This is a genomic window from Rhodoferax sp. U11-2br (genome assembly GCF_018619435.1).
Lineage (GTDB): Bacteria > Pseudomonadota > Gammaproteobacteria > Burkholderiales > Burkholderiaceae_C > Rhodoferax.
In genome coordinates this window covers 46,364-62,352 of record NZ_JAHFZF010000013.1, presented here as the reverse complement: position 1 = coordinate 62,352, position 15,989 = coordinate 46,364, and the positions used below count along the sequence as shown (strand labels likewise).

Sequence of the window (15,989 nt, the reverse complement as noted above, 5' to 3'; positions counted from 1 at the left end):
CTACCGGCCTGAGTTCTAACGGTAACCGGCAAACAAAATGGCGATGTTGAGCCCCAGGCCCAACAGCCACACCACACTGCGCAGGCTCGCCTGGTTGGCCAAATACAACAGGATGTAGACCAGCCGCAGCACCACAAACAGGGCGGCCAGCACATCCAGCCGGGCTTGGTACGCACCCAACTGGTGGGCGATCACCACGGCACCGATGAAAAATGGCAGCGCCTCAAAACTATTGGCCTGCGCGGCATTGGCGCGGGCACGCCAGCCGGTCTGGCCAGCCAACCAGGCGCGCGGGTGTTTGTTGTCAAAGCCCCCTTGCTGTGGCGACTTGGTGAACGTCCCCCACTTGGCGACACCGGCACAGACGATCGGTAACAAAGCGGCGATCAACACACACCAGTAAGCCAGGGTAAATGAGGGCAGCAGCATGACAACTCCTGAGGGGGTTAACGCCGGTCGACCAGCGCGTGGGCAATGGTGCCCAGATCCACATATTCCAGCTCGCTGCCCACCGGCACACCCCGTGCCAGACGGGTGAGTTGCAGGCCCCGGCCTTTGAGGCCTTCCGCTATAACGTGTGCGGTGGCTTCGCCTTCGGCGGTGAAGTTGGTGGCCAGAATCACCTCGTGCACGGTGCCGTCCAGCGCCCGATCAAACAGCTTTTTCAACCCAATGTCCTTGGGGCCGATGCCGTCCAGCGGGCTGAGTTTGCCCATCAGCACAAAGTACAGACCCTTGTAAGCGCCGGTGCGCTCCACCGCCGACTGGTCGGCCGGCGTCTCCACCACACAGAGCTTGCTGGTATCACGCCGCTCATCCAGGCAGGTGGCACAGACCTCGGCCTGGGTGAAGGTGTGGCACAGCGCACAGTGCTGGATGCTGTGGGTCGCCTCATTCAAGGCCCGCGCCAACGTCTCAGCGCCCGCACGGTTGTGCTGCAACAGGTGAAACGCCATGCGCTGCGCCGACTTCACCCCCACGCCCGGCAGGCAGCGCAGCGACTGGATCAGCACTTCTAGCGCATTGGTGTCAGACATAAAAGGGAGTGCTCAGTAAAAGAACGGTATTGGCAACCAACGCAGCGGGCGTAGCGAGCCTGCGTCAGCCTAGGCGGACGGAGCGCAGCAACCGGAACGTACTTCTTTGCACGTGAGGATTGCGAGCACCGCCCAACGACGGATCACGCTGGCGCAGTAGCCACCCTCAGAAAGGGAATTTCATGCCGCCGGGGAGGCCTGGCATCCCTGCGGTGATCTTGCCCATCTTCTCGGCCGATGTCTCCTCGGCCTTGCGCAGCGCCGCATTAAACGCCGCCGCCACCAGGTCTTCGAGCATGTCTTTGTCGTCGGTCAACAAACTCGGGTCGATGGTGACACGGCGCACCTCGTGTTTGCAGGTCATGGTGATCTTGACCAGGCCCGCGCCGGATTCACCGCTGACTTCGATGTTGCCCAGATCGTCCTGGGCTTTTTTCATGTTTTCCTGCATCGCCTGCGCTTGTTTCATCAAGCCTGCGAGTTGTCCTTTGTTGAACATGGGGTTCCTTCAGTTGGTGATAAAAAAGATTCTCGAGCACCAGCGCATCACAACGGCTTGATGCTGCCCGGCACAATTTTCGCGTCAAATTCCCGCATCATCGACTGCACAAACGGGTCGTCAAAAACGATTTTTTCGGCAGCCAACTGGGCTTGCGCCGCTGCCGCCGCGTTGCGTTTGGCCGGGCTGTCCGTGACACGCCCCACTTCAATCACCAGGCGCACCGTGTGCCCGGCGGCGGCCAGAGCGGTGGTCAGGCGGTCTTTGCTGCCAGCATGGTTGAGCGACTCGCGCTCGACGCGCAGCAGCCAGTCGTTGTTGTCACGCGCCACCAGCTGTGACTGCAAGGCCAGTTCACGCGCCATGGCATTGATGGCTTCGGCGGCAACCAAGGCCTGCACCGTGTTATGCCAAAAGTCGCCCTCGGGCGTGGTGCTTATCGCGTGGGGGGTGCTTGCGGCCACCACATCACGTGCTGAGTCGGCCTGTACCCGGACAGGGAATGCTTCAATGTTTGTAGCCACCTGCCCTTTCTCTACCAGGGCTGGAGCATGATTTTGCTCAAAAGTCTTGCTGGCAAGCGGCGGCTCAGAGGGATCTCTGACCGGCAGGCGCTGACCTTCTGGCACAACCTGCATTGCTTCATTTTCAGGAGCTACTTCCCCTTGAGATACGTGGGCTACAAGTTGATTTTGCTCATCTGTCTCGGCGCCATCGTCCAGCGCATCGCCAACAATCCGGGCCACCGGAGCAACCGGCTGAACCGGCGCGACAGGTGCACTGGGTGGCGGTGGCGCCGGACGCTCAGGCGCGGGCGGCGGGGTTTTCAGTGTTTTTTTTTCAGCCACAGCGCTGGTAGCGCCGGTCGCCGGTTTAAACGCCAGCAGCCGCAGCAGCACCATGGTCAGCGCCGCGTAATCGTCGGGGGCCAGACCCAGCTCGGTACGGCCATGCAGGCAGATGCTGTAAAGCAGCTGGGTTTCGTCCATCGGCAGCAGCGCGGCCAGGCGTTGTAACTCGGCCTGCTCGGGGTCGGTGTCGTCCTCAGCCGCCATGCCAGGCACCGCCTGTAACACCGCCATACGTTGCAACACCGCGCTCATTTCCTCCAGCGTCGAGGCGGCACTCAGGCCATTGAGGCGCAGCGTCTCGGAGGTGTCGACCACCGTCTTGCCATCCCCCCGCGCCAGCGCGTCGATCAGGCGAAACACATGGGAGCGGTCCACACTGCCGAGCATCTGGCGCACCGTGGCCTCGGTCAGCGCACCGGAGCCAAAAGCAATCGCCTGGTCGGTCAGACTCAAGGCGTCGCGCATGGAGCCCCGCGCAGCGCGCGCCAACAGGCGCAGCGACTGCATATCAGCGGCCACCTGCTCGACCTCCAGCACCTTGTGTAAATGCTCGCGAATGGTTTCAGGGGCCATCGGGCGCAAGTTGAACTGCAGACAACGCGACAACACGGTGACTGGCACTTTTTGTGGATCGGTGGTGGCCAGCACAAATTTGAGGTACTCGGGCGGCTCTTCCAGCGTCTTGAGCATGGCGTTGAAGGCGTGCCCGGTAAGCATGTGCACTTCGTCGATCATGAAGACCTTGAAACGACCCTGTACCGGCTTGTACACCGCCTGCTCCAGCAGCGACTGCACCTCGTCCACACCGCGGTTCGAGGCGGCATCCAGTTCGGTGTAATCGACAAACCGGCCGCTATCAATATCCGTGCACGCTTGGCAGACACCACAAGGGCTAGCGGTGATGCCACCTGTGCCATCTACCCCTTGGCAGTTGAGCGACTTGGCCAAAATACGCGACACCGTGGTCTTGCCGACACCACGCGTGCCAGTGAACATGTAGGCATGGTGCAGCCGCTGCGTACTCAGGGCGTTGGAGAGCGCCTGCACGACATGGTCCTGCCCGACCATTTCGGTGAAGTTGCGGGGGCGGTACTTGCGGGCGAGCACGAGGTAGGACATCCGGCGATTCTAAGGTGCCCCACCCCACCCACCGCGGCGCCCAAGCCCGACTTGGCATGTTGCCGGGATTCAAATGCAAGACGCCCGCGACCCATTACAATAGTGAGTGACGGGCCTTCCCACATGGTGAAGCGGCCAACCGGGTCAGGTGGGGAACCAAGCAGCCCTAACTGTGGAGCCAGTGCTGGGGTTAAGGTCCGTCAACTCCCCTTTTCTCTCTCAATACACCTGCATCCGTTTGGCCTGTTCGATCAGCTCAGCGCGGAAATCCGGGTGGGCAATACCAATGAGTTCGCGGGCACGCTGTTTGGCGGATTTGCCGTGTAACTGAGCCACACCAAATTCAGTCACCACATAGTTCACGTCATTCTTGCTGGTGCTGACGTGGGTGCCGGGTGACAACACCGGCACGATGCGCGAGATGCTGTCGCCCTTGGCGGTGGACGGCAACACAATGAAGGACTTGCCGCCGTTGGACATGTTGGCGGCGCGCACAAAGTCGGCCTGCCCGCCCGTACCCGAATACTGCACATGACCCAGGCTCTCGGAGCCACACTGGCCCAGCAAATCAATCTGCAAGGTGGCGTTGATGGCGACCAGGTTGTCGTTTTTGCCCGCCAGTGCCGGCGGGTTGGTGAAGTCAACCGGGTGTATTTCGAGCGCCGGGTTGCGGTCCATGAACTGGTACAGCCGCTTGGAGCCCAGCGCAAAGGTGGCCACCATCTTGCCAGGCAGGTAGTTTTTGCGCTTGTTGGTCACTGCGCCGCTCTCTACCAGGGTCAGGATGCCGTCGCCAATCATTTCGGTGTGGATGCCCAGGTCGTGTTTGGTGGTCAGTTGCATCACCACCGCATCCGGGATGCCGCCATAACCAATTTGCAGGGTGGCGCCATCGTCGATCAGATCGGCAACATATTTGCCAATGGCTTCCTGCACCGGGCCAATTTGCGGCAGGCCCACCTCCAGCACCGGCTCATTGCTTTCCACCAGCGCTGCCACCTGCGAGATGTGCACATGGCAGTTGCCAAAGGCAAACGGCACGTTGGGATTGACCTCCAACACCACGGCACGCGCTTTCGCAATGGCGGCCATGGTGTAGTCGGCCGCCAGGCTAAGCGAGAAGTAACCATGTGCATCCATGCCCGATGCCATGCTGAACACCACATCGGCTGGCATCTGATCGCGCCGGATCAGGCTGGGGATTTCTGAAAAGTAGTTGGGAATGAAGTCGACCCAACCGGCCTGCCCGCCCGCTCGGGTGGCCGCACCGTAAAACAGGGCCACGTGGCGGATGTGGTCCATGGTGTCGGGGTCCAGATAGGCGTATTTGCGAATCGCCAGAATCTGGGCCACCTTCACATCCAGCAGACTGCGCCTGATCTCCGACAGCGCAGTCAACAGCGCGGGCGGCTCGCCCACGCCAGTTGGCACCACAATCATGTCACCGTTTTTGACCAGCCGGACCGCATCGCTGGCGGCCATCTTTTTCTGTGCATACAGCTGCTGAACACTCATGTTGTCTCCCGTTGAAGGCTTAGGTGAACGAAACGTGCTGGCCACGACGCCTGTGTGCCAGGGCGTGTGTTGGGGCTGCCGATGCGGACATCGGGAGCTATATCTTACATAGCAATATACCCTTACTAAAATTGGGCTAGAATCCTATTTCTTACTCAAGTAGCTCAACACGCCCTGCCCCGCCTTGGCGCCACTGGCCAGGCAAGCAGTCAGCAGGTAACCACCGGTGGGAGCCTCCCAATCCAACATTTCACCTGCGCAGAACACACCTGGCAACGCTTCGAGCATCAAGTGGTCGTCAGCGGCCTCGAACAACACACCTCCAGCGGTGCTAATGGCCTCGTCTATCGGCCGGGTTGCCTGCAGCGTGATGGGCAAGGCCTTGATGGTTTGCGCCAGCACAGCCGGGTCGTGCATCTGCTCTTTGGACAGGGTTTCGTGCAACAACGCCGCCTTGATACCTTCGATATGCAGGCGGCTCTTGAGGTGGCTGGAGAGTGATCGGGTGCCACGCGGGTAAGCCGCCTGCGCCAACACCCACTCGGGCGAGCGATCCGGCAACAAGTCCAGGTGAAACGTGGCTTGGCCGCTGGCAATGATCTCGTCTCGCAACAGATGGGATGCGGCGTAGATCAGGCTGCCTTCCACCCCGGTGGCCGTAGCGACAAACTCGCCCCGTCGCTGGAACTGCACACCTTGCGAGGTGGTCAGCGAGATCGCCACCGACTTGAACGGCTGCCCGGCAAAATGGCTGGCAAAGTGGTCGCTCCAGCCACCCAACACGTCAAAACCACAGTTGGCAGGCAACAGCGGCGCCACCGCCACACCCCGGTCGCGCAACCAGGGCACCCAGGCGCCGTTGGAGCCGAGCCGCGCCCAACTGCCGCCCCCCAGCGCCAACACCACTGCGTCGGCCTGCACCTGCACCGGGCCGTGAGGCGTGTCAAAGTGCAGGTTGCTCAAGGCGTCCTCGCCAGTGTTCCAGCCCGTCCAGCGGTGGCGCATCTGAAACTGCACCGCCGGGCCGTTCGCCGGATGGCGCAGACGGCGCAGCCAGGCCCGCAACAAGGGCGCAGCTTTCATATCGACCGGAAAAACGCGGCCCGAACTGCCCACAAAGGTCTCAATCCCGAGTGAACTGGCCCAGCTGCGCACGTCGCCCGAGTCAAAGGTCTCAAAAATCGCCTCAATCTGCTGGCGACGTTGCCCATAACGAGAGGCAAAAATATCCGCGGGTTCGGAGTGGGTCAGATTCAGCCCCCCTTTGCCCGCCAACAGGAATTTGCGCCCCACGCTGGGCATGGCGTCATACAGGCAAACCGCCACGCCAGCCCGTGACAAGACCTCGGCCGCCATCAACCCGGCCGGACCGGCGCCAATCACACATACATTTTTCATAGAGACCTTAACTTTCTTTTGCGGATATTTACAGGCCTGCTAGCCACATGGCTAAGGCAGGCGGTGACGGTGAGCCGGGGATATTTCTGTCACAATTTCGCTATTAATTATTTTTTTAAAAATCTGTAACAGGAACAAACATGGCTAGTGAACTGATCAAACATGTGTCCGATGCCTCTTTCGAGACCGATGTCCTCCAATCCGGCGTACCGGTGCTGGTCGATTACTGGGCTGAATGGTGTGGCCCCTGCAAAATGATCGCGCCGATTCTGGACGAAGTATCGACGGCTTACGAAGGCAAAGTGCAGATTGCCAAAATGAATGTGGATGAAAACCGTGACATCCCGGCCAAGTTTGGCATTCGTGGCATCCCGACCCTGATGCTGTTCAAAAACGGCCAGCTGGCAGCCACCAAGGTGGGCGCCCTGAGCAAGGCCCAACTGACCGCTTTTATTGACCAGCAACTCGCCTGAGTTAACGTGGTAGCGGGCCGCGCTGCGCCCGCGTTTTCCTGCAGCGCAAAACCCGGTTTTTTCCTGTCATAATCCGAGCACTCGCCAATCGCCCCAGTGGGTTGGTCAGAGTCTCCGGCAGAGGCTAACGCGACTTCTCACAACAAGTCCGGCCGTCAAATCCTCCCCCACATTTGCTTTTCACATTGATTGCGTCAATCCATGCATTTAAACGAACTCAAGGCACTGCACGTGTCAGAAGTCCTCAAGCAAGCCGAAGATCTTGAGATTGAAAACACCGGGCGCATGCGCAAACAGGAGCTGATGTTTGCGATCATCAAGAAACGCGCCCGCGCCGGGGAACAGATTTTTGCCGACGGCGTGCTTGAAATTCTGCCCGATGGCTTTGGCTTTTTGCGCAGCCCGGACACCAGCTACACCGCTTCGACAGACGACATTTACATCAGCCCAAGCCAGGTGCGGCGCTTCAACCTGCACACCGGCGACATGATTGAAGGCGAAGTGCGCACACCCAAAGATGGTGAGCGCTACTTTGCCCTGAACAAGCTCGAAAAGGTCAACGGCGGTGGCCCCGAAGAAAACAAACACAAGGTGATGTTTGAAAACCTGACGCCGCTGTTTCCCAAAGAGCAGATGCGTCTTGAGCGCGACATCAAGGGTGAAGAAAACATCACCGGTCGCATCATTGACATCATCGCCCCCATCGGCAAAGGCCAGCGCGCCCTGCTGGTGGCCCCGCCCAAGAGCGGCAAGACGGTGATGATGCAGCACATCGCCCACGCCATTTCGGCCAACTACCCCAACAGCCACATGATGGTGCTGCTGGTGGATGAACGCCCTGAAGAAGTGACCGAAATGCAACGAACCGTCAAGGGCGAGGTGATTGCCTCCACCTTTGACGAACCCGCTGCCCGTCACGTGCATGTGGCTGAAATGGTGATTGAGCGCGCCAAGCGCTTGGTCGAACTGAAAAAGGACGTGGTGATTCTGCTGGACTCGATCACCCGTCTGGCACGTGCCTACAACAACGTGGTGCCCTCCTCAGGCAAGGTGTTGACCGGTGGTGTCGACGCCAATGCACTGCAACGCCCCAAACGCTTTTTGGGCGCCGCCCGCAATGTGGAAGAAGGAGGCTCACTTACCATCATCGCCACCGCGCTGGTGGACACTGGCAGCCGCATGGACGAAGTGATTTTCGAAGAGTTCAAAGGCACCGGCAACTCGGAAATCCACTTGGACCGCCGTCTCTACGAAAAGCGGGTGTTCCCGTCGATCCAGCTCAACCGCAGTGGCACACGCCGCGAAGAGTTGCTGCTGCAGCCAGAAATTTTGCAAAAAACCCGCATCCTGCGCCAATTTCTCTACAACATGGACGAGATCGAATCGATGGAGATGGTCTTGAAACAGATGAAAGCCACCAAGAACAATTCCGAGTTCTTCGACATGATGCGTCGGGGTGGCTAAGCTCAGCTGGTCTATAATCCAAGGCTTTTCGCGAAAAGTACGAGCGGCTTTGAATTGCACATCGGGTTTGTGCAAGGGCTGACGCGGCTAACGCAACTGATGGAGAACATATGAAAAAAGGCATTCACCCCAATTACCGCGAAATTTGCTTCCAGGACATGTCCAATGGTTTCAAATTCGTCACCCGCTCTTGTGCCAGCACCAAGGAAATGATCACTTTGGAAGATGGTCGCGAATTGCCTTTGTACAAGCTCGATACCACCAGTGAATCGCATCCGTTCTACACCGGTACACAAAAGTCGGTGGACAACATGGGTGGCCGTGTCGAGCGTTTCCGCAACCGCTTCGGCAAAACCGCTGCCAAATAAGCATTTCTTGCGTTCTGCCAAAGGCAGCCGGGTCATTCCGCGCTGCCTTTTTCTTTGCGCAAAACATCCATTCCATCTGAGCTGGCCCCTACTGTGAATCTCCCCACCCCGGCCATTGTTGCCCAGGATGCCGTACGCCGCCTGCCGCGAGTGGCACTGTGGTTGTTTTGTTTGGCCTATGTGTTACCCGGGTTCCTGGGGCGTGGACCCTGGAAGCGCGAAGACATCACCACACTGGGCTACATGGCCGAACTGGCCAAAGGCTCAGCAGACTGGTTACATCCCTCGCTGGGCGGTCTGGCCCCCGAAGTGCATGCCTTGCTTCCCTACTGGTTGGGGGCTTGGGCCATGCAGTTGGCACCCGCCTGGGTATCGGCGGACTGGGCAGCACGTTTGCCCTTTGTGTTGCTACTGGTCGCCACGCTGCTGGCCACCTGGTACGGCACCTATTACCTGGCACGCAGTCCACTGGCACAGCCGGTGGCGTTTGCCTTTGGTGGTGAAGCCAAACCCACGGACTACGCCCGCGCCGTGGCAGATGGCGGCTTGCTGGCCTTCATCGCCTGCCTGGGTTTGGCCCAACTCGCTCACGAAACCACACCGGCACTGACGCAGCTGTGTTTCACCGCACTGGTGTTTTACGCCACGGCGGCCCTGCCCTACCGTGTTTTGATGCCGGGCATCGCAGCGGTGGCCGGACTGCTAGGCATGACCCTCTCAGGTGCACCGAGCATGGCCTTGGCGCTGGGCGTGGGTTGTGCTGCCATTTACCTGCTGGAATCCAGCCACAACAGCAATGAAACCGGTACCCGCAAACTCAGGGCGGCTGGTCTGCTGGTCATCACTCTCGTGTGCGCAGCGCTGTCGACCTGGCTCAGTCTCTGGCAATGGCGGATCGACTTGCCACACGCCAGCTGGCACGAGTGGCAAAGCCTGGGGCGGCTGTTTTTGTGGTTCACCTGGCCAGCCTGGCCGCTGGCACTGTGGACACTTTGGCGTTGGCGCCACATGCTGCTGGGTGAGCGTTTTGCCAGCCGACATCTGTGGCTGCCTCTGTGTTTTGCTCTGGTGGCCAGCGCAGCGACCTTGACCACCCATGCGGCGGACCGATCGCTGCTGTTGGGTTTGCCAGCCCTGGCGGCACTGTCGGCATTTGCCTTGCCGACGCTGGGGCGCAGTGTGGCGGCCTTGATTGACTGGTTCACACTGATCTTTTTCAGCGGCTGTGCGTTGATCATCTGGGTGGTGTGGATCTCCATGCAGACCGGATTCCCCGCACGACCAGCGATGAATGTGGCAAAACTGGCACCAGGGTTTGTGCACAGCTTCTCAGCAGTTCCTTTTTTGATAGCAATAGGTGCAAGCTTGACATGGGCTTGGCTCGTCTACTGGCGTGTAGGTCGGCACCGCGCGGCGCTATGGAAGAGTGTTGTCCTGCCGGCGGGTGGTGCTGCCTTGTGCTGGCTGTTGTTGATGACACTGTGGTTGCCCTTGCTCGACTTTGCCCGCAGTTACGTTCCGATGGTGCAACAAGCCACCAGGTTGCTGCCTGACAGCCCAGGCTGCGTGTCTACGCTGGGTCTGAGCCGCAGCCAGACCGCCGCCTTGCAGCTGCATGGTCAGCTCACCCTCATGCCCTCCAGCTCTGGGGTCAAATGCGCCTGGCTGATCGCCAACGGAGAGAATCCCAGCACCACGGCGGGCTTTGTACCCGGCAAACCCTGGCTGCTGCGCGGCAGCATCCACCACCCGGCCACCCCTGACGAAAAGATCTATATCTTTGAACGTCAAGCTCACTGATGTGTGACACGCAGGCGGGTCGCCGGGAAAGTGATGCGAAATCGTGCCCCCTGACCCAGCTTGCTCTCGATCACCAGATGGGCGCCGTGGCGTTGAGCAACGTGTTTCACAATCGCCAAGCCCAGACCGGTGCCACCGGTTTCGCGAGAACGACTGCGATCAACACGGTAAAACCGTTCGGTTAAACGCGGAATGTGTTCGGGTGCGATACCTGGACCCGCATCCACCACCTCAAACTCGGCCTGCCCATCTGGCAACTGCCTGAAGCTGACCCCGATGTGACCACCCGGCGGTGTGTAGCGAATGGCGTTGCTGACCAGATTACCCATGGCACTGTGTAACTCAGTGGCCACGCCGGCGATCTCGCCTTCAAAGGCACAGTGAAAGTCCAATGCATGCACCTGCTGCTCATTGAGGTTGACCACCGCTGTCAGGGCACGCGCGTCTTGTTCCAGTTGCCGCATCAAGGTCGGCACAGAGCTCCAGGTGTCCACACTGGGTGCCGGACTGCCCTCGAGTCGCGACAGCATCAACAAATCACTGACCAGGCTTTGCATACGCATCGATTGCTGCGCCATCAGCGTCAGGTAACTGTCACGCTCTTCAGCGGCCAGCTCCAGGGTTTGCAAGGTTTCCACAAAACCAGCCAACACCGTCAGGGGTGTGCGAATTTCATGGGACACATTGGCCACAAAGTCACGCCGCATGGCTTCGGCCTGTTCAACCGCGGTGACGTCACGCGACAACAACAAGAGACGCCCCCCACCATAGTGATAGAGCTGTACCGAGAGGCGAACCGGGCGTGTTGCCGTGCTCTCGCGCCCGGCCATCAGCAATTCATGGTCAAAAGCCCGCCCGGACAGGTAAGCCGCAAAGGCTGGGTCACGCACCAGATTGACCATGTATTGCTGCAGATCACGCTGCGCATCGAGACCAAAGTGCACCGCAGCTGTCTGGTTGCACCATTCGATGCGAGATTGGTTGTCCAGCAGCATCACGCCGTTGGGAGACGCCTGCAGCGCGGACAGAAAATCATGGAGGCGGTTTTCACCCTCTTCAATAGTCCTGCGTTGCGAGCGCAACAGCCGCTGCGCCCGCTCCAGGACTTCGCCCCACAACCCCCATTTGATCGGGGGCGAGTCTGCGCGCTCTGGGCTCAACCAGTGCAGCGCCTGGGCAGCGCGGGTGGTGTCAAGCACCAGCCACAACGCCGAACCACCCAGGGCGCCCAGCAAGGCATCCACCAGCTGACTCAGCCCCGTCAGGCCAAGAAACCAACCCAGAACCGCGCCTGCCAACTGGAAGGCGACAAAGCCGCAGATTCGCAAAAACATCAATAATTCTTCTCGGCAGACTATGCCACAGCAGAGGAGGTACCAGTGCTCTGATTCTGGGTGGTGATGCGGTAGCCGGCACCGCGCACGGTTTCGATCATCGCAGCCGCGCGTTCGCCCAGCGCTTCACGCAGCCGCTTGACGTGGACATCCACGGTGCGTTCTTCGATAAACACATGGTCACCCCAGACCTGGTCCAGCAGCTGCGAGCGGCTGTGCACACGTTCGGCGTGGGTCATCAGGTAATGCAACAGTTTGAATTCCGTCGGACCCAGCTTGAGCGCCTGGTCGCCAAAGCTCACCCGGTAGGTGGCGGCATCCAGACTGAGCTGACCCATGGTGACCAGCGTGGCTTCCTGCTCGGGGGCACGGCGGCGTAGCACGGCGCGAATCCGGGCCAACAACTCCCGTGTTGAAAACGGTTTGCTGATGTAATCATCAGCACCAGCATCCAGACCAGCCACGCGGTCTGGCTCATCACCACGCGCGGTCAACATGATGATGGGCACATCTTTGGTGCGAGGATGGGCACGCCAACGTTTGGCCAGGGTCAACCCTGACTCACCGGGCAGCATCCAGTCCAACAGGATCACATCTGGCAACACCGAGTCGAGTTCGGCCTGAGCCGTTGCGCTGTCCATCGCCCAAATCGGACGGAACCCACTGTGGCGCAAATTCACCGAAATCAGCTCGGCGATGGCGGGCTCATCCTCGACGATCAGCACACAGGGGACTCGCCTCATTTCACCACCGACTCAATCTCGTCCATGGCCGCGTGCCGCACATCAGCCCCTTTGACGATGTAGATGATCAGCTCGGCGATGTTTTTGGCGTGGTCACCAATACGCTCAATGGCCTTGGCCAAAAACAGCAGATCCAGACTTGGCGAGATCATGCGCGGGTCTTCCATCATGTAGGTGATGAGTTTGCGCACAAAGCCGTCGAACTCCTTGTCAATCAAGTCATCTTCCTTGAGGATGGACAAGGCAGCCGAGGTGTCCAGACGGGCAAAAGCGTCCAATGCTTTTCTGAGCAGGCCGGAGGCCAGATCAGAGGCTACCCGCAGCTCCAAGGAAGGCAATGCGCGCGGTGCACCACTGCTGATGATGGACAACACCATACGCGCAATTTTTTCCGCCTCATCACCCACACGCTCCAGGTTGGCGGTGGCTTTGGAAATGGCGATCAGCAGTCGCAAGTCACGGGCTGTCGGTTGACGCCTGGCGATGATGCTGGAGAGTTCCCGGTCAATATCGACCTCCATCGCATTGACCTTGGCCTCAGACGTGACCACCTGCTGGGCAACTTCCACACTGAACTGCGACAAGGCATAAATGGCTTGGCGGATTTGCGATTCCACCAGCCCCCCGAGTTCCATGACACGGGTGGAAACGGTACCCAGCTCGCTGTCAAATTGGGACGATAAATGTTTTTCAGGCATGAGATTCCTCGGTGTTGACTAACCAAACCGGCCAGTGATGTAGTCTTCAGTTTCCTGACGGTTGGGCTTGAAGAAGATTTGCTCGGTGGCGCCAAACTCGACCAGGTCACCGAGGTACATATACGCCGTGTAGTCGCTACAACGTGCAGCCTGCTGCATGTTGTGGGTGACGATGACCACGGTGTAATCCTGTTTGAGTTCGATGATCAGCTCCTCGACCTTGGCGGTAGAGATCGGGTCCAGCGCAGAACAGGGTTCATCGAGCAGGATCACCTCGGGCTTGATGGCCACACCACGGGCGATACACAGCCGCTGTTGCTGACCACCCGACAGGCTGGAGCCACTTTGCTTGAGCTTGTCCTTGACTTCATTCCACAGCGCCGATTTGCGCAGTGCCCACTCCACCCGCTCTTCCATATCGGTGGGGCTCAACTTCTCGAACAGTTTGACACCAAAAGCGATGTTGTCATAGATGGACATGGGAAAAGGCGTGGGTTTCTGGAACACCATACCGACTTTGGCGCGCAGCAGTGCCACATCTTGTTTACTGGTCAACAGGTTTTCACCGTCGAGCACAACCTCACCCTGGGCGCGTTGTTCCGGGTACAGCTCGAACATGCGGTTGAACACCCGCAGCAGCGTAGACTTTCCGCAACCAGAGGGGCCGATGAAGGCCGTGACCTTCTTCTCGGGAATGTCGAGGTTGATGTTCTTGAGTGCGTGAAATTTGCCGTAGAAGAAATCCAGGTTCTTCACCGCAATCTTGGCGGACTGTGTTTTTTCAGTAGTCATGGTCATGAAGTTGTTTGAGGTGTGTCTACGGGTCTAGTTCTTTTGCCGTGTCAACACACGCGCCAGAATATTGAGGCCCAGAACCGCCAGGGTGATCAAAAACACGCCAGCCCAAGCCAAGTTCTGCCAGTTTTCATAAGGGCTCATGGCAAATTTGAAGATGGTGACTGGCAAGCTGGCCATGGGTTCACTCAGGCTCGATGTCCAGAACTGGTTGCTCAAAGCCGTGAACAACAAAGGTGCGGTCTCACCAGCAATGCGCGCCACCGCCAACAAAATCCCTGTCACCACACCGGCCCGTGCCGAACGCATGGTGATGCTCAGAATCACTTTCCATTTGGGTGCACCGAGTGCATAAGCCGCCTCACGCAGGCCCGGTGGCACCAGTTGCAACATGTTTTCGGTGGTGCGGATCACCACCGGAATCACAATCAGGGTCAGTGCCATGATGCCCGCATAGGCTGAGAACGATTTGAAGCGTGTCACCACCACCGCATACACAAACAGGCCAATCACAATCGACGGTGCCGACAGCAAGATGTCGTTGACAAACCGTGTCACATTGGCCAGCCAGCCCTTGGTATCGAACTCGGCCAGGTAAATGCCGGCCATGATGCCAATGGGTGTGCCCACAAAGGTGGCCAACATCACCATCAGGAACGATCCGTAGATGGCGTTGAGCAAGCCCCCTTCGTCATTGGGTGGCGGTGTCATCTGGGTCAACGCGGCCCAATTCAACCCGGCAGTCCCGAGCCGAACGGTTTCAAACAAAATCCAGAACAACCAGAACAAACCAAAAGCCATGGCCATCATCGACAAGATCAAGGCGATGATGTTGACCCGTTTGCGCGCGGCATAACGGGTGGCCCGCATCTCGTTGAGCTCTTTGGCTCGGAGCAGAGTTTCAGCGGTGCTCATGACTTGGTTCCTTCGCTCTTCTTAAGTTGTGAAAGCAACAGCTTGGACAACGAGAGCACCACAAAAGTAATAAAAAACAAGACCAGCCCCAGGTACATCAGCGACGCCTGATGCAAACCTTCACCCGCTTCGGCAAACTCATTTGCCAAGGCCGAGGTGATGCTGTTGGCCGCCTGGAACAGGCTCAGCGAATCCAATTGGTTGAAATTGCCGATGACAAAGGTCACGGCCATGGTCTCGCCAATGGCGCGACCCAAGCCGAGCATGATGCCACCCACCACACCCGCTTTGGTATAGGGCAACACCACGGTGGAGACCACTTCCCAGGTGGTGGCGCCCAGGCCGTAGGCCGACTCTTTGAGCAAGGTGGGAGTCACCTCAAACACATCACGCATCACCGCCGCAATGAACGGGATGATCATGATGGCCAGAATGATGCCGGCCGACAAGATGCCAATACCCACCGGAGGGCCAGAGAACAGCGCCTCGAAGTAAGGCACACCCTTGAACAGTTTTTGCAAGGGTTGCTGCACATAGGTCGCCAAAATGGGACCAAACACCAGCAAGCCCCACATGCCGTACACAATCGACGGGATGGCTGCCAGCAGCTCAATCGCAGTCCCCAGAGGGCGCTTGAGCCACGCTGGCGAGAGCTCCGTCAAAAACAGGGCGATGCCAAAACTGACCGGCACCGCAATCAGCAGCGCGATGAACGAGGTCATCAGCGTGCCGTAAATCATCACTAGGCCGCCAAACTCTTCCTTGACGGGGTCCCAGGTGGTAGAGGCCAAAAAGCCCAAGCCGTATTTGCTGATGGCAGGCCAAGCACTGACCGTCAGGGACAGCAGAATGGCGATCAGCAAGCCCAGCGTCAACCAGGCCGCACCCTGGGCCAACCAGCCAAAAAGGCGGTCAGCCAAGGGTCCCGAACGTGCTGTCTTGACAGGAGGAAGTCTGTTCATATCACGCGCGTCAGTGGT

General features: G+C 58.9%; 16 protein-coding genes and 1 other RNA gene. 5 read left to right on the top strand and 12 right to left on the bottom strand.

Annotated elements, in window-relative coordinates; translation table 11 throughout:
* Nucleotides 1-15: 15 nt before the first annotated feature.
* The 4 genes from KKO72_RS10425 to dnaX form a co-directional block, all read right to left on the bottom strand.
* On the bottom strand, nt 16-429 hold the full coding sequence (locus tag KKO72_RS10425) for an MAPEG family protein (RefSeq protein WP_214938001.1): 414 nt from the start codon (nt 427-429) through the stop codon (nt 16-18).
* 17 nt (nt 430-446) lie between these two features.
* Nucleotides 447-1,037: a recombination mediator RecR gene (gene recR / locus KKO72_RS10420; protein ID WP_078363383.1), complete on the bottom strand. Its 591-nt coding sequence runs from the start codon at nt 1,035-1,037 to the stop codon at nt 447-449.
* A gap of 166 nt (nt 1,038-1,203) precedes the next feature.
* A complete protein-coding gene (locus KKO72_RS10415) occupies nt 1,204-1,536 on the bottom strand; it encodes a YbaB/EbfC family nucleoid-associated protein (RefSeq protein ID WP_078363384.1) in 333 nt (110 codons plus the stop codon).
* 47 nt (nt 1,537-1,583) lie between these two features.
* Nucleotides 1,584-3,506: a DNA polymerase III subunit gamma/tau gene (gene dnaX, locus KKO72_RS10410; protein ID WP_214937999.1), complete on the bottom strand. Its 1,923-nt coding sequence runs from the start codon at nt 3,504-3,506 to the stop codon at nt 1,584-1,586.
* A 108-nt stretch (nt 3,507-3,614) separates the two neighbouring features.
* Between dnaX and ffs the strand changes: the two genes are divergently transcribed.
* Nucleotides 3,615-3,711, top strand: an RNA gene (gene ffs / locus KKO72_RS10405) — signal recognition particle sRNA small type.
* A 14-nt stretch (nt 3,712-3,725) separates the two neighbouring features.
* Here the strand turns inward: ffs and KKO72_RS10400 are convergent.
* Both KKO72_RS10400 and KKO72_RS10395 read right to left on the bottom strand, forming a co-directional pair.
* Complete coding sequence (locus KKO72_RS10400) at nt 3,726-5,021, bottom strand: acetyl-CoA hydrolase/transferase family protein (RefSeq protein ID WP_214937998.1); 1,296 nt, start codon at nt 5,019-5,021, stop codon at nt 3,726-3,728.
* Nucleotides 5,022-5,165: 144 nt separating this feature from the next.
* Entirely contained in the window at nt 5,166-6,419 is a 1,254-nt protein-coding gene (locus KKO72_RS10395) for a TIGR03862 family flavoprotein (protein WP_214937996.1), read from the bottom strand.
* 140 nt (nt 6,420-6,559) lie between these two features.
* On the opposite strand from KKO72_RS10395, the gene trxA reads away from it, so the two are divergent.
* The 4 genes from trxA (at nt 6,560) to KKO72_RS10375 (ending at nt 10,524) form a co-directional block, all read left to right on the top strand.
* Nucleotides 6,560-6,892 carry a thioredoxin TrxA gene (trxA, locus tag KKO72_RS10390; RefSeq protein WP_078363388.1) on the top strand — a complete coding sequence of 111 codons (333 nt, stop codon included), beginning with the start codon at nt 6,560-6,562 and terminating at the stop codon, nt 6,890-6,892.
* A gap of 201 nt (nt 6,893-7,093) precedes the next feature.
* Nucleotides 7,094-8,356 (top strand): transcription termination factor Rho, encoded by a 1,263-nt coding sequence (rho, locus tag KKO72_RS10385; protein ID WP_078363389.1) that lies wholly within the window; start codon nt 7,094-7,096, stop codon nt 8,354-8,356.
* A gap of 110 nt (nt 8,357-8,466) precedes the next feature.
* On the top strand, nt 8,467-8,724 hold the full coding sequence (locus KKO72_RS10380; protein WP_078363390.1) for a type B 50S ribosomal protein L31: 258 nt from the start codon (nt 8,467-8,469) through the stop codon (nt 8,722-8,724).
* A gap of 93 nt (nt 8,725-8,817) precedes the next feature.
* A complete protein-coding gene (locus KKO72_RS10375) occupies nt 8,818-10,524 on the top strand; it encodes a hypothetical protein (RefSeq protein WP_214937994.1) in 1,707 nt (568 codons plus the stop codon).
* Here KKO72_RS10375 and phoR read toward each other — a convergent pair.
* The 6 genes from phoR to pstC are packed head-to-tail and all read right to left on the bottom strand — an operon-like array spanning nt 10,518 to nt 15,971.
* Nucleotides 10,518-11,858, bottom strand: a complete 1,341-nt coding sequence (gene phoR / locus KKO72_RS10370) for a phosphate regulon sensor histidine kinase PhoR (protein WP_214937992.1) — start codon at nt 11,856-11,858, stop codon at nt 10,518-10,520. The genes KKO72_RS10375 and phoR overlap by 7 nt on opposite strands.
* Before the next feature lie 20 nt (nt 11,859-11,878).
* Nucleotides 11,879-12,601 (bottom strand): phosphate regulon transcriptional regulator PhoB, encoded by a 723-nt coding sequence (phoB, locus tag KKO72_RS10365; protein ID WP_078363393.1) that lies wholly within the window; start codon nt 12,599-12,601, stop codon nt 11,879-11,881.
* Entirely contained in the window at nt 12,598-13,299 is a 702-nt protein-coding gene (phoU, locus tag KKO72_RS10360) for a phosphate signaling complex protein PhoU (RefSeq protein WP_214937990.1), read from the bottom strand. The genes phoB and phoU overlap by 4 nt, the downstream gene beginning before the upstream one ends.
* An 18-nt stretch (nt 13,300-13,317) precedes the next feature.
* The gene (gene pstB / locus KKO72_RS10355; protein WP_214937988.1) at nt 13,318-14,091 is read right to left on the bottom strand and encodes a phosphate ABC transporter ATP-binding protein PstB; all 774 of its coding nucleotides are present in this window, start codon (nt 14,089-14,091) and stop codon (nt 13,318-13,320) included.
* A 33-nt stretch (nt 14,092-14,124) separates the two neighbouring features.
* On the bottom strand, nt 14,125-15,009 hold the full coding sequence (gene pstA / locus KKO72_RS10350) for a phosphate ABC transporter permease PstA (RefSeq protein WP_214937986.1): 885 nt from the start codon (nt 15,007-15,009) through the stop codon (nt 14,125-14,127).
* Nucleotides 15,006-15,971, bottom strand: a complete 966-nt coding sequence (gene pstC / locus KKO72_RS10345; protein WP_214937984.1) for a phosphate ABC transporter permease subunit PstC — start codon at nt 15,969-15,971, stop codon at nt 15,006-15,008. Before pstC ends, pstA begins: the two co-directional genes overlap by 4 nt.
* Between the last annotated feature and the right edge of the window lie 18 nt (nt 15,972-15,989).

Excerpts from the sequence above, each read along its gene's own strand:
- KKO72_RS10425 (WP_214938001.1), bottom strand. The coding sequence starts at position 429 with ATGCTGCTGCCCTCATTTACCCTGGCTTACTGGTGTGTGTTGATCGCC.
- recR (WP_078363383.1), bottom strand. The coding sequence starts at position 1,037 with ATGTCTGACACCAATGCGCTAGAAGTGCTGATCCAGTCGCTGCGCTGC.
- KKO72_RS10415 (WP_078363384.1), bottom strand. The coding sequence starts at position 1,536 with ATGTTCAACAAAGGACAACTCGCAGGCTTGATGAAACAAGCGCAGGCG.
- dnaX (WP_214937999.1), bottom strand. The coding sequence starts at position 3,506 with ATGTCCTACCTCGTGCTCGCCCGCAAGTACCGCCCCCGCAACTTCACC.
- KKO72_RS10400 (WP_214937998.1), bottom strand. The coding sequence starts at position 5,021 with ATGAGTGTTCAGCAGCTGTATGCACAGAAAAAGATGGCCGCCAGCGAT.
- KKO72_RS10395 (WP_214937996.1), bottom strand. The coding sequence starts at position 6,419 with ATGAAAAATGTATGTGTGATTGGCGCCGGTCCGGCCGGGTTGATGGCG.
- trxA (WP_078363388.1), top strand. The coding sequence starts at position 6,560 with ATGGCTAGTGAACTGATCAAACATGTGTCCGATGCCTCTTTCGAGACC.
- rho (WP_078363389.1), top strand. The coding sequence starts at position 7,094 with ATGCATTTAAACGAACTCAAGGCACTGCACGTGTCAGAAGTCCTCAAG.
- KKO72_RS10380 (WP_078363390.1), top strand. The coding sequence starts at position 8,467 with ATGAAAAAAGGCATTCACCCCAATTACCGCGAAATTTGCTTCCAGGAC.
- phoR (WP_214937992.1), bottom strand. The coding sequence starts at position 11,858 with ATGTTTTTGCGAATCTGCGGCTTTGTCGCCTTCCAGTTGGCAGGCGCG.
- phoB (WP_078363393.1), bottom strand. The coding sequence starts at position 12,601 with ATGAGGCGAGTCCCCTGTGTGCTGATCGTCGAGGATGAGCCCGCCATC.
- phoU (WP_214937990.1), bottom strand. The coding sequence starts at position 13,299 with ATGCCTGAAAAACATTTATCGTCCCAATTTGACAGCGAGCTGGGTACC.
- pstB (WP_214937988.1), bottom strand. The coding sequence starts at position 14,091 with ATGACTACTGAAAAAACACAGTCCGCCAAGATTGCGGTGAAGAACCTG.
- pstA (WP_214937986.1), bottom strand. The coding sequence starts at position 15,009 with ATGAGCACCGCTGAAACTCTGCTCCGAGCCAAAGAGCTCAACGAGATG.
- pstC (WP_214937984.1), bottom strand. The coding sequence starts at position 15,971 with ATGAACAGACTTCCTCCTGTCAAGACAGCACGTTCGGGACCCTTGGCT.